Here is a 12811-nt window from a genome sequence, read left to right as displayed (position 1 = left end):
GTTCAGGCCAGGTGCTGCTGGACCTCGGCGGCGGCCTCGTGGCCGTACGCCTTGGTGAAGCGGTCCATGAAGTGGCTGCGCTGCAGCTCGTACTCCTGGGTGCCGACGGTCTCGATGACGAGGGTGGCCAGCATGCAGCCGATCTGCGCGGCGCGCTCCAGGTCGACGCCCCAGGCCAGGCCGGCCAGGAAGCCGGCGCGGAAGGCGTCGCCGACGCCGGTGGGGTCGGCCTTGGTCTTCTCCTCGGGGACGCCGACCTCGATGACGGGCTCGCCGACCCGCTCGATGCGGACGCCGTTGGAGCCGAGGGTGGTGACCCGGGTGCCGACCTTGGCCAGGATCTCGTCGGCGGTCCAGCCGCTCTTCGACTCGATCAGGCCCTTCTCGTACTCGTTGGAGAAGAGGTAGGTGGCGCCCTCCATGAGGGTGCGGATGTTCTCGCCGTCCATGCGGGCGATCTGCTGGGAGAAGTCGGCGGCGAAGGGGATGCCGCGGCTCCGGCACTCCTCGGTGTGCCGGAGCATCGCCTCGGGGTCGTCCGCGCCGATCAGGACGAGGTCCAGGCCGCCGACCCGCTCGGCCACGTGCTGCAGCTCGATCAGCCGGGCCTCGCTCATCGCGCCGGTGTAGAAGGAGCCGATCTGGTTGTGGTCGGCGTCGGTGGTGCACACGAAGCGGGCGGTGTGCAGGACCTCGGAGATGCGGACGGAGCGGGTGTCGACGCCGTGGCGGTCGAGCCAGGCGCGGTACTCCTCGAAGTCGTTGCCCGCGGCGCCGACCAGGATCGGCTCGATGCCGAGCTGGCCCATGCCGAAGCAGATGTTGGGGGCGACCCCGCCGCGGCGGACGTCGAGCTGGTCGACCAGGAAGGAGAGCGAGACGGTATGCAGCTGGTCGGCCACGAGCTGGTCGGCGAAGCGGCCGGGAAAGGTCATCAGGTGGTCGGTGGCGATGGAGCCGGTGACTGCGATACGCACGACGGGTCTGCTCCTGCGGATGGCGGAGGGACGGGCGGACGTGAAGCAACGCTACCCGGCTGGGCGCACGGGCACCCGGTCGTCCCGCCCACCCGGAACGACTGAAACTACCCAATAGTAGGTCTTTCTCCTCCGAACACGTCTGCGTACGGTGCCCCTATGACCAAGCCTGTGAAAGCCGTCACACCGCGTGTCGCCGCTTCGCACACCGCGACCGAGCCGGAGTCCCTCGACGAGCTGCGCGGTGACTGCGCGCGGATGTCGGGGCGCTGGCACACCGGCCGGCACCCGGCTCCGGCGCCGGGCCGGGCGGCCGATCTGCACGGCGTCGAGGTGCCCGACCGTTCCGCCGCCCTGGTGGAGGGCATGTCCGACTACGGCGACTGAGCCGACCGGGTGTCGCGGGTGAGCGGGTGCCCGTCGGCGCCCGTACGGGGCCCCTGAGGGAACCGTGTGCGCCCCCGCTCCGTCCCATCGACGTCCGTCCCGAGAGGATGGCACGTCAGATGTTCAGCGGAGCTGAAGGAGCGATGCGGTGAACACCGAGGAGACCCCTGAGACCCCGGACGACCCCAAGGAGCGCAGGCGGCGCAGCCCGGTGCTGGTCGCCTCGATGGCCGCCGCGGTGCTGCTGGCCGGGGGCGGCGCGGCGTACTGGGCCTCGTCCGCGTCCAGTGACGAGGGCTCCGGCGGCGCGGGCCGGGGCGGTCCGCCGCCGCTGGCGCTCGACGGCTACACGGGCGGCGGCGGCTCCATAGCCGCCGGGGAGCCCAATCCGCAGGGTGCGAAGTACAAGCCGGTCGGCAAGCTGCCGGACGGCCCCTCGTCGGCGCCGGTGTACCGGCCCAAGGGCGAGATCAGCCGGGAGTCGGTGGAACGGCTGGCGAAGGCGCTGGACGTGGCGGGAAAGGTGCGTTCCGAGGGCACCACCTGGAAGGTCGGCGGGCAGACCCGGGACGCCCGCAGCCCGATCCTCCAGGTGACCAAGACCGGCTCGGGCTCCTGGACGTACTCACAGTACGGGACCCCGGGCGGCACGAACTGTGCGCTGCCCGCCTCCCCCAAGGGCGACAAGGGCGGCGGCGAGGCGTCGAGCCGGCCCGGCTGCCCCTCCTACCGGGGCGGCGGGGACCTCGCGACCGAGGACGACAGCAGCGGCAAGGGCGCGGTGTCGCCGGAGAAGGCCGAGCAGGCCGTGAAGCCGGTGCTGGCGGCGCTCGGCCAGCAGGACGCGAAGCTGGACGCGAGCGGGCTGTCCGGCGCGGTGCGGATCGTGACCGCGAACCCGGTGCTGGGCGGGCTGCCGACGTACGGCTGGCAGAGCGATCTGCAGGTCGGCTCGGACGGTCAGGTGGTCGGCGGCAGCGGCCAGTTGGCGCATCCGGCGAAGGGCGCGGTGTACCCCGTACTGGGTGCCGGGAAGACGCTGGACCGGCTGAACTCGGGCGGTGGCCGCACCCCGGCCGGCTGCCCCTCGACACCTCCCGAGGGCGAGAAGGGCAACAAGGACGGCTCGATCGCACCCTGTGAGCCGGCACCGACGAAGGCGGAGAAGCCGGCCGAGGTGACCGGTGCGGTCTTCGGGCTCGCGGTGCAGTACGTGGACGGCGGGCAGGCGCTGGTGCCGTCGTGGCTGTACAAGGTCCGCCAGCCGTCCGCCGGGGGCGCTCCGGAGGCTCCCGCGACGATCGTGGCGCAGCCCGCGGTGGACCCGAAGTACCTGGCGCACAAGGACCACACCCCCAAGGGGCCGTCCGGGAAGCCCGGGGCGATGGCGCTGGAGTCCTACGACGTGGCCGACGGCGGCCGGAAGCTGACCGTGCACTTCTGGGGCGGGGTGTGCAGCGTCTACTCGGTGAGCGCCGAGGAGTCGGCCGACACCGTGAAGACCAAGGTCGTCGGCAAGGACAAGAAGCCGGGCCAGATCTGCGTGAAGATCGCCAAGGAGTTCACCAAGACCGTGACCCTGCAGAAGCCGCTGGACGGCCGGAAGGTGATCGATGTGTCGACCGGTGAGTCCGTGCCGAAGCGCTAGCGGACACGTCGCGGCGGACCGTCCGGCACTCCGGAGGCCGCCACGCCGAAGGCGGCGCCCCCGCTCGGGGGGCGCCGCCTTCGGCGTGTGTGCTCTTCGGCCCGCGATCCTTAGCTGAAGGAGTCGCCGCAGGCGCAGGAGCCGGTGGCGTTCGGGTTGTCGATCGTGAAGCCCTGCTTCTCGATGGTGTCGACGAAGTCGATGGAGGCACCGCCCAGGTAGGGGGCGCTCATCCGGTCGGTGACGACCTTGACGCCGCCGAAGTCCTTGACCACATCGCCGTCGAGCGAGCGCTCGTCGAAGAAGAGCTGGTAGCGCAGACCGGAGCAGCCACCGGGCTGAACGGCCACTCGCAGCGCCAGGTCGTCCCGGCCTTCCTGCTCCAGCAGGCTCTTGACCTTCGACGCGGCCGCGTCGGACAGGATGATGCCGTCGCTGACGGTGGTCTTCTCGTCCTGCACGCTCATCTACATCTCTCCCGGGTTGTACGGACCGCTTGTCATCGGATGCAACAAGCTGCAACCGGCGTCGCCCCGGATTAATTCCGGCTGGGCGCTACTCCTTCATGCTCGCACACCGCCGGGCGGACGCCGGTGGCCCACGGCACACGGCGTAGTGCTGATGCGTCACATCGACACTATGGCCATCGTCAAAGTGACGTGAAGCAGCTATGATAGATAGCGTCAAATAGACGAAAAGGCTGCATCAAGAGCCGTCTGCAGAAAAGAGAGGGTGCGTGTTGTGACCACCGCCCAGCCCCTGGACGTCCAGCCGACCCCGCTGGCGCTGCTCCTCCTCGGCCGCGAGGCCGACCCCAGGAGCGAGCGCGGCGTGGAGTGCCCCGGCGACCTGCCGGCCCCGTCGGACCCCGACCTCGTCGAGCGGGCCCGCGCGGCCAAGGCGAAGCTCGGGGACAAGGTCTTCATCCTGGGGCACCACTACCAGCGTGACGAGGTCATCGAGTTCGCCGATGTCACCGGCGACTCCTTCAAGCTCGCGCGGGACGCCGCCGCCCGCCCGGACGCGGAGTACATCGTCTTCTGCGGCGTGCACTTCATGGCCGAGTCCGCCGACATCCTCACCGGCGACGGCCAGCAGGTGATCCTCCCCGACCTCGCCGCCGGCTGCTCGATGGCCGACATGGCGACCGCCGAGCAGGTCGCCGAGTGCTGGGACGTGCTCACCGAGGCCGGCATAGCCGACCGGGTCGTGCCGGTCTCGTACATGAACTCCTCGGCCGACATCAAGGCGTTCACCGGCCGGCACGGCGGCACGATCTGCACCTCCTCCAACGCCAAGCGCGCGCTGGACTGGGCCTTCGAGCAGCGGCCGGCCGGCGACGCGAAGGTGCTGTTCCTGCCCGACCAGCACCTGGGTCGCAACACCGCCGTCCGCGACATGGGCATGTCCCTGGACGACTGCGTGGTCTACAACCCGCACAAGCCGAACGGCGGCCTGACTGCCGAGCAGCTGCGGGACGCCCGCATGATCCTCTGGCGCGGGCACTGCTCGGTGCACGGCCGCTTCTCGCTGGACTCGGTGAACGACGTCCGCGCGCGCATCCCGGACGTGAACGTCCTGGTCCACCCCGAGTGCAAGCACGAGGTCGTGGCGGCGGCGGATCACGTCGGCTCGACGGAGTACATCATCAAGGCCCTGGAGGCCGCCCCGCGCGGTTCGAAGTGGGCCATCGGCACGGAGCTGAACCTCGTCCGCCGGCTGGCGAACCGCTTCGCGGCGGAGGACAAGGAGATCGTCTTCCTCGACAAGACGGTCTGCTTCTGCTCGACGATGAACCGCATCGACCTCCCCCACCTGGTGTGGACGCTGGAGTCGCTGGCGGCCGGCAAGGTCGTCAACCGCATCGAGGTCGACAAGGAGACCGAGCACTTCGCGAAGCTCGCGCTGGAGCGGATGCTGGCGCTCCCGTAGGGACCGCCGTGGAGCCCCTGCCGCGCGCGGAGCGCCGCAGGGGCCCGGCCGGTCAGCTCGCGGCCTCCAGCTTCCAGCTGACCTTGTCGTTGTCCTTGACCGCGGTACCGCAGGGCCCGGTCGAGATCTTCGTCTTGCCGACGTACGCGTTCCACACCTTGCTGCTGGTCGCCTCGTCGCCGTGGATGCTGTTGACGACGTAGTCCTGCTTGGTGGCGTCCCAGCTCACCCGCACCCCGAAGCCGTAGCGGTCGTCCGCGTCCAGCAGGGCGGTCAGCGGGGTGGGCTTGCCCTCGACGGTGGCGCAGTAGACCCCGCCCTTGCCGGTGCGCGCGACGGTCCGGACGAGCCCCACGTTGGCCGTGAAGAGCCCGCCGGACACGCCCACCCGGACGGCGGCGCTGAGCCCGGCGTCGCCGTCCGCGCCGGCGGGCGGGACGGCCACCGGGCCCATGGCGAGGGCCAGCCCGGCGGCGGGCACGAGGACGGCCTTGCCGGCCAGCGCGGAGAGCACGGTTGCCCGCCTTTCGTCGAAGCAGTACGCACAGCTACGTTCGCATCACTCCCCGCATCGCGCGAGCCCGGTCACCCGGCTGCCCCGCCATCCGGGGCGGCGCAGCGCCGGACACCGGACGTCCGCTCGATCGCGGTGTCACGAGGTCGGGGACAGGTCGATCGGCTCGCCGGCCTCCAGACCGGCGAGCCGGAGGTTCTCGTCGACCGTCTCGCGCACCGCCTCGAACTGCGACCGCGCCAGCTCGAAGGTCGGACTGGCGAAGACGCCCCGGGCCGCGAGCTCCGGGTCGGGGTGCGGATTGCGGTACAGCTGCTCGGAGCGGTCGCGCAGCTCCAGCATCGTCGGGACGGCCAGGGCCATCGCCCGCGGCCGGCCGTCGAAGGCGGACTGGAGGTAGCTGAGCAGTGCCGCGTAACGGGTGTTGAAGGCGACGGCGTGCCCGTGGACCGCGCTGGTCTGCTCGTACTTCTTGTAGTCGGCGACCTTGGAGTCGCCGTGGATCGGGTACGCGTCGTCCCAGGTGACGTCCAGCAGCGGGCCGCTGGGCGGGGCGTCCGGGGTGTCGTGCGGGCCGTAACTGCGGCCGGTGTAGATCTCGTTGAAGCGGAAGTAGTGCGCGAGCTGGCGCTCCTCGCCGAAGATCAGGTCGTCGCTGTCCCAGATCGTGCCGTCGGTGCCCTCGCCCTGGTCGCTGATCACGCGGATCGCCAGCTGCGCGGACTTCAGGTCGCGGACGGCGAAGACCTCGCCGCCGGAGTTGTAGAAGTCCTCGGGGCCCACCTGGCGTCCGGGTAGGCCAGTGAAGACCGCGGCCTCGCCGTGCTGCTCGACGAGGTGCTCCAGGCCCCGCCGGACGGAGTCGTAGAACTGCCCGATGGAGGTCCAGCCCTCGCCGGGCGCCGGGTGCGGGGCCATCTTGCGGGGGCGTTCGATGAGCAGGAACGTCTTCAGTGCCGCGGGTGAGAAGTGCTGCAGGCCGATGGCCGGCAGCCGGGGGCTGCTGAACGGCAGGCGCGCGGGGTACTCGGCGACGAACTCCTTGCGGCCCACCTCGGGCCTGCCGCCGACCGCGTTGAGGAGGTTGGCGGCCAGCGTCATGTGGAGCATCTCCTCCATCAGGACACTGCGGATGGCGAAGTGGGCGGTGCGGTTGGTGCCGGGACGGATGGAGTACAAGCCGGTCATGTAGACGGGGAGGGTGAGGTGTTCCACCTCCAGGGCGGCCTGGAGGTACTCCCGCAGCTCCTCGACCGTCTTCGGGATGCCGAATCCCCGCGCGTGCAGGGCCATCGCGGTGATCACGCCGGGACCTCCTCGTGCTGCGGGCCGCGGAGCCGGGCCGGGCGGTGGGCGGCGGTGAGGTCCTTGTGGATCTCGGCGGCGCTGCGCAGGGCGAGCGCCATCATCGTGAGGGTGGGGTTGCTGGTGCCGACCGACGGCATGCTGCCGCAGCCGACCGCGTAGAGGTTGGGGTGGTCGTGGGTGCGCTGGTCGCGGTCCACCACGGACGTCGTCCGGTCGGTGCCCATGAGGTGGGTGCCGGCGCCGTGGCCCGCGCCGCTGTAGGCGAGGTGGGTGCCGCTGTGGACGAAGTGGCCCAGCGGCGGGACGCCGTCCCGCGGGGCGTGGTCGGTGTAGTCCGTCGCCCCCAGGAGGCCGAAGATCTGCCGGGCCACGAGCCGGGCCGCGTACAGGCCCTTGCGGACGTGTTCGTCGAGGTCGTAGGTGAGGACGGGGCGGGGGTTGCCCATGGCGTCGCGGTAGCGGGCCGGGTCGATGGTGACGCGGTTGTTCCCGTCGGCGGACTGCTCGACGGCGATCTGCAGTTGCAGCTGGCGGCCGATGGAGGAGCCGAGCAGCCGGCGCAGCTCGGGCCCGTAGACGCCCTCGTCCCGTACGCCGCCGTCCGCGGTGCCGCCGAGGCCCAGTGCGGTGGCGACATTGCTCAGCGGGGCGCCGGTCGCCCACCCCCAGCCCCAGTTGCCGATCTCGATGCGGAACGGGGCGCGATCGATGCGGCCGGCGCCGCTGCGGAAGACCTCCCAGCCGGAGGTGTGCCCCGGGCCGCGGAACGGCCCGATCGGCCCCTTGGCCTCGGGGGTGAGCGCCCAGTTGAGGATCGTCGGGTGGTCCATCAGGTTGCGGCCGACCTGGCCGCTGCCGGTGGCCAGCTCGGAGAAGAGCAGCAGTCGGGCGTTCTCGATGGCGTGCGCGGCGAGGACGACGACGTCGGCCTCGGCGACGTACGAGCGGCTGACCGGTGAGGCGGGGTCGGTGTAGGTGCGGTACTCGACGCCGGAGACGTACGCGTCGCGGCCCTTGCGGACCCGGGTGACCACGCAGCGGGTGGCGAGGGTGACGGTGCCGGGCCAGGCGGCCTGGAGGCGCAGCGGGTGCGACTTGGCCTGTACGGGGCAGATCGGGACGCAGCTGGCGTTGCCGACGCAGCGCTCGCCGTAGTTGGGGATGCCGACGGCCCCCTGGATGCGGTAGGGCGTCGGGTAGGCGGGGTTGGGGGTGGAGTTGCGGGCCTGCGGGAGGCCGTACATCTTCAGCGCGTAGTCCTCGTCGGCGACGCTGTCGTTGACCTTCGCGCCGTCCAGCGTCCGGCAGCGCTCGTCGAGGTAGCTCTGCGGGATGTGGTGCATGGGGTACTCGTAGGCGCTGTCGGTGACGACGCCGAGGTCCTTCTGCTCCTCGGCGTTGCCGGCGACGCCGAGTTCCCGTTCGGCCTCGGCGTACCAGGGCTGGAGTTCCTCGGCGGTGAACGGCCAGTCGCGGCCGTAGCCGTAGTCGGACGCGGTGGCGAAGTCGTCGGGCAGCATGCGGGGGACGGCGCCCAGCCAGTGCATGGCGGCGCCGCCGAGTTCGCGCAGGTAGTCGGTGCCGTACGGGAGGCGGCCGTCCTGGACGAAGTAGCCGTTGGCGGTGAACTCGGGGCTGCCGGGCCGGGGGTCGCGGACCGGCGCGAGGTCGAGCACGTCGGGGGAGGGCGCGGCCTTGTTGCGGCGGTAGGCGGAGTTGGGGACCTTGGCCACCGCCGCGTAGTAGGTCGAGAGCGAGTCCAGATAGCCGGGCCAGGTCTCGGTGCCGCCGTTGCCGGCTTCCAGGACGAGGACGTGCCAGCCCTGGGCGCCGAGGCGTTTGGCGAGGGCGCTGCCGGCCCAGCCGGCGCCGACGATGATCGCGTCGTAGCGGCGGCGGGCGGCGCCCTCCGCGGAGGTGGTCTCGGTCACGGAGTGCTCTCCTCGGGTGTGCCGGGGGCGTCGGCGGTGGGGACGGCGGAGGGCGGGACGTGGCGGCTGACGCGGGGGCCGGGGAGCAGCCGGCCGGGGATCTCGTCCGGGGAGACCTCGTCGGGCAGGCCGGTGCGGTACGGGACGTCCGCGAGGCCCAGGCCGGTACGCAGCTCCTCGGCGCTCTGCGGCGCGGGTGGCCGGACCGCCCAGGTGCCGAAGCCCGGTGGTTTGGCGCCCGCCGGGTGGCCGTGGAACGTACGCCAGACCAGGCCCTCCACGTAGGCGCTGGGCGAGGCGACGGACTCGGTGTTGGCGACCTCGCGGCGGAGGTCCGCGTGGGCGGCGGGGGCCAGCCTCGGCCAGGCGCCGGTGTACCAGAGGTAGATCAGTGCCCGGGCGACCTCCTGGTGCACGGGGGACAGGTCCTGGGGGCCCTGGTCCTGGGCGACGGCCTCCTTCCACGCGGTCCAGAACGTCGTGAACGCCTGCTCCCCCACCTGGTGCCGGGCGGTGTCCAGATAGAGCCGGGCCATGCCGGTGGCGTGCAGGTCGAATGCGGCGAAGCCGGTGAGCGGCACGCAGTACCGGACGAACTCGGCGAGTTCGTCCGGTACGTCGGCCGGCTCCCCCTTCTCGGTGGTGCGGACTGTCATCGCTCTCCTCCCGGGCGGCATATACCAGGGGCCATGCTTCTCGGTCGTGGCGCGCACATGCCGTTATGACGGACAAACCACTGAAAAGCGTATGACGGTAGGTCAGTTGAGTGCCGGGGCTCCGGCGTACGCGGGAGCCCCCGCTGCCGTGGGTACGGCGGCGGGGGCTCCCTGTGGCGGACCGGGGGCGGCTACACGGCCGCGGGCTCCGGGGTGCGGTCGCTCTCCTCGGGCCGGGCGCCGGTCTTCGCGGCGCGCTTGGCGGCCTTCTTCTTCGCCCGGCGCTCCTTGCGGAGTTCGATGAGCGCGTAGAGCGTCGGGACGAGGAGGAGGGTGAGGAGGGTGGAGGTGATCAGACCGCCGATCACGACCACGGCCAGCGGCTGGGAGATGAAGCCGCTGTTGCCGGTGAGGGACATCGCCATCGGCAGCAGCGCCATGATCGTGGCCAGCGCGGTCATCAGGATCGGACGGAGGCGGTGCCGGCCGCCCTCGATGACCGCCTCGACGACGCCGTAGCCCTGCGCCCGGTACTGGTTGATCAGGTCGATCAGCACGATGGCGTTGGTGACCACGATGCCGATCAGCATCAGCATGCCGATCATCGCCGGGACGCCCAGCGGGGTGCCGGTGGCGACCAGCAGGCCGATCGCGCCGGTCGCCGCGAAGGGAATCGAGACGAGCAGGATCAGCGGCTGGATCAGGGACCGGAAGGTGCCGACCAGGAGCATGAAGACGATGGCGACGGCCGCCAGCATGGCCAGGCCGAGCGAGGAGAAGGCGTCGGACTGGTCCTGCGAGACGCCGCCGATCTTCGCGGTGGCGCCGTCCGGCAGCTTCAGGGAGTCGATCCTGCTCTGCAGCGCGGCGGAGACCGCGCCGGTGTTGTCGCCGGTCGGCTTGGCGGTGACGGTCGCCGAGCGGGCCCCGTCGATCCGGGTCATCCGGACCGGGCCGGGCACGGTCTTCACGGTGGCGAGGGTGCCGAGCTTGGCCTGGCCCGCCGGCGTGGGCAGGGCGAGGTCCTTCAGCTCCGCCTCGGTGGTGGCCGGGTGCGCCGCCTTGATCACGATGTCGCGCTCGGTGTCGTCCAGCACGGCCGTGCCGCTCGTGGTGCCGCGGACCGCCTGGGCGACCGCGCCGCCCAGCGTGGCCTGGGTGTAACCGGCCGCCGCCGCCTTGGCGTTGGGCGTCACGGAGATCCGCGGGACGCTCTGCGCGAGGTCGCTCTGCACGTCGGTGACGTGGTCGAGCCCCGCGACGGCCTTGCGGACCTGCTCGGCGGCCTGCTTCAGGACGTCGGCGTCGCCGGCCTTCACGACCACGCTCAGGTCCTGGTTGCCGAAGCCGCCGCCGGCGGTGACGGTGGTGTCGCCGATCGACGGGCCGAGCTTGTCGAGCGAGGCCCGCAGCTCGTCGGTGACCTTGCCGGAGTCCGCCGCGTCCTTCAGCTTGACCTGGTAGGACGCCTGGTTGGCGCCGGTGCCGCCGCCGAAGGCCGCCATGAAGCCGGAGGAGCCGACGGTGACCTGGTAGTTGTCGATGTGGTCGTTGGCCGCGAGCAGCTTCTCGACCTTCTTGGCCTGGGCGTCGGACGCGCCGAGGCTGGTGCCGGGCTTGAGCTCCTGCTTGACGGTCAGGGTGTCCTGATCGCCCTGGTCGAAGAAGTTGGTCTTCAGCAGCGGGCCCATGCCGAACGTCCCGAGCAGGATGACGACGGCGATGACCAGGCTGGTGACCCGCCGGCGGGTGGCGAAGCGCAGCACCGGGACGTAGAGGCGCTGGAGGGGGCTGCCGGTCTCCTTCTCCTCGACCGCGCGGCGCAGTTCGTCCGCGGTGGTGCCCTCGGGGATCTCCGGGGCGCGCAGGAACCAGTACGACAGGACCGGCACGACCGTCAGCGAGACGATCAGCGAGGACAGCAGCGCGACGGTGACCGTCAGCGAGAAGGAGCCGAACAGGGCGCCGACCATGCCGCCGACCACACCGATCGGGAGGAACACCGCGACCGTGGTGAGGGTCGAGGAGGTGATCGCTCCGGAGACCTCCTTGACGGCGGCGAGGATGGCCTCGCGGCGCTCCTCGCCGTAGCCCAGGTGCCGTTTGATGTTCTCCAGGACGACGATGGAGTCGTCGACGACCCGGCCGATCGCGATGGTCAGTGCGCCGAGGGTGAGCATGTTGAGGGACAGGTCACCGGTCCACAGCACGATCAGCGTGATGACGACCGAGAGCGGGATGGAGACCGCGGTGACCAGGGTCGAGCGCAGGCTGAGCAGGAAGACCAGGATCACGATGACCGCCATGACCAGGCCCAGCAGGCCCTCGGTGGTCAGCGAGTCGATCGACTTGGACACCGCGGGGCCCTGGTCGGAGACGACCGTGACGTCGGTGCCCTTGCCCAGGTCCTGACGGATCTTGGGGAGCTTGTCCTTGACCGCGTCCGAGATGGCGACCGCGCTGCCGTCCTGGTCCATCGTCACCCGCAGGGCGAGGCTGGGCTTGCCGTTGGTGCGGGTGATCGAGGTCGGGGTGGCCGGCTCCTCCTTGACGGTGGCCACGTCGCCGAGGCGGACCGGGGCAGCCGACTGTCCGCCGCCCGCCGCCGCGCCCGCGCCGCCCGCGCCCGGAGCCGGGGCGATGGACAGGTCCTTGATCTGGGCGACGGAGGTGAAGCCCGCGCCGACCTGGACGGTCTTGCTGCGGCCGCCCTCGGCGAAGGACCCGGCGGGCACCGACGTGCCGCCGGCCTCCAGCGCCTGGCCCAGTGCCTGGGAGGTCAGGCCGGCGGCGGCGAGCTTCTTGGTGTCCGGGGTGACCGCCACGATGCGGTCCTGCACGCCGTCCACCGCGACCTGGCTGACGCCGTCGATGTTCTTCAGGTCCGGGACGACACCGCGGTTCAGCTGGTCGGCCAGGGTCTGCTGGTCCTTGGTGGTGGAGGAGACGGCGAGGACGACGGTCGGGATGTCGTCCGTCGAGCCGGCCACCACCTGCGGGTCGACGTCCTTCGGCAGCTTCGCGCGGGCGCGGTTGACGGCCTGCTGGACGTCGGCGACCAGGCGCTTGGAGTCGTTGCCGTAGTCGAACTGCGCCATGATGACGCCCGAGCCCTCGCTGGACGTCGAGGTGACGCTCTTGATGCCGTCGACCGCCTGGACACCGTCCTCCAGCGGCTCGATCACCTGCTTCTCGACGACATCGGGCGAGGCACCCTGGTAGGGGGCCAGCACGGAGACCATCGGAAGCTCGATGGAGGGCAGGAGCTGCTGCTTGAGCTGGGGTATCGCGATGGCGCCGAAGGCGATCGCGACGATCGACATCAGCGCTATCAGGCCCCGTTGTACGAGGCTGAGCCGGGACAGCCAGGACATGGGTGGGGTCTCTCTTCTGTTCTGAAGAACGGTGCTTACGGAAAGGTCGGCGAGGCCCGCGCGGGCCCGACGGCAGGGGCCTTG

At 71.3% G+C, this 12811-nt stretch carries 10 protein-coding genes; 3 read left to right on the top strand and 7 right to left on the bottom strand.

Annotation, left to right across the window (positions count from 1 at the left end):
* Positions 1-2: 2 nt before the first annotated feature.
* The gene (locus tag SL103_RS08500; RefSeq protein WP_069568128.1) at positions 3-977 is read right to left on the bottom strand and encodes a carbohydrate kinase family protein; all 975 of its coding nucleotides are present in this window, start codon (positions 975-977) and stop codon (positions 3-5) included.
* A 159-nt stretch (positions 978-1136) separates the two neighbouring features.
* On the opposite strand from SL103_RS08500, the gene SL103_RS08495 reads away from it, so the two are divergent.
* Both SL103_RS08495 and SL103_RS08490 read left to right on the top strand, forming a co-directional pair.
* On the top strand, positions 1137-1364 hold the full coding sequence (locus SL103_RS08495; RefSeq protein WP_069568127.1) for a hypothetical protein: 228 nt from the start codon (positions 1137-1139) through the stop codon (positions 1362-1364).
* Between the two features lie 148 nt (positions 1365-1512).
* The gene (locus SL103_RS08490; RefSeq protein ID WP_069568126.1) at positions 1513-3012 is read left to right on the top strand and encodes a hypothetical protein; all 1500 of its coding nucleotides are present in this window, start codon (positions 1513-1515) and stop codon (positions 3010-3012) included.
* A 110-nt stretch (positions 3013-3122) separates the two neighbouring features.
* Here the strand turns inward: SL103_RS08490 and SL103_RS08485 are convergent, their stop codons facing one another.
* Positions 3123-3479, bottom strand: coding sequence for a HesB/IscA family protein (locus SL103_RS08485; RefSeq protein ID WP_069568125.1), 357 nt, complete (start codon positions 3477-3479; stop codon positions 3123-3125).
* A 265-nt stretch (positions 3480-3744) separates the two neighbouring features.
* Here SL103_RS08485 and nadA point away from each other — a divergent pair, with 265 nt between their 5' ends.
* On the top strand, positions 3745-4944 hold the full coding sequence (gene nadA / locus SL103_RS08480) for a quinolinate synthase NadA (RefSeq protein WP_069568124.1): 1200 nt from the start codon (positions 3745-3747) through the stop codon (positions 4942-4944).
* 52 nt (positions 4945-4996) lie between these two features.
* Here nadA and SL103_RS08475 read toward each other — a convergent pair whose 3' ends face one another.
* The 5 genes from SL103_RS08475 to SL103_RS08455 form a co-directional block, all read right to left on the bottom strand.
* On the bottom strand, positions 4997-5458 hold the full coding sequence (locus tag SL103_RS08475) for a hypothetical protein (protein ID WP_069568123.1): 462 nt from the start codon (positions 5456-5458) through the stop codon (positions 4997-4999).
* Positions 5459-5596: 138 nt separating this feature from the next.
* Entirely contained in the window at positions 5597-6763 is a 1167-nt protein-coding gene (locus tag SL103_RS08470; RefSeq protein WP_069568122.1) for a ferritin-like domain-containing protein, read from the bottom strand.
* Positions 6760-8697: a GMC family oxidoreductase gene (locus SL103_RS08465; protein ID WP_069568121.1), complete on the bottom strand. Its 1938-nt coding sequence runs from the start codon at positions 8695-8697 to the stop codon at positions 6760-6762. The genes SL103_RS08470 and SL103_RS08465 overlap by 4 nt, the downstream gene beginning before the upstream one ends.
* Positions 8694-9353: a hypothetical protein gene (locus SL103_RS08460; RefSeq protein WP_069568120.1), complete on the bottom strand. Its 660-nt coding sequence runs from the start codon at positions 9351-9353 to the stop codon at positions 8694-8696. The genes SL103_RS08465 and SL103_RS08460 overlap by 4 nt, the downstream gene beginning before the upstream one ends.
* 191 nt (positions 9354-9544) lie before the next feature.
* A complete protein-coding gene (locus SL103_RS08455; RefSeq protein WP_069568119.1) occupies positions 9545-12727 on the bottom strand; it encodes an efflux RND transporter permease subunit in 3183 nt (1060 codons plus the stop codon).
* Positions 12728-12811: the final 84 nt, after the last annotated feature.

Source organism: Streptomyces lydicus (assembly GCF_001729485.1).
GTDB lineage: Bacteria > Actinomycetota > Actinomycetes > Streptomycetales > Streptomycetaceae > Streptomyces > Streptomyces lydicus_D.
The sequence above is the reverse complement of the archived record's forward strand: the minus strand, read 5'-3'. Positions and strand labels throughout refer to the sequence as shown.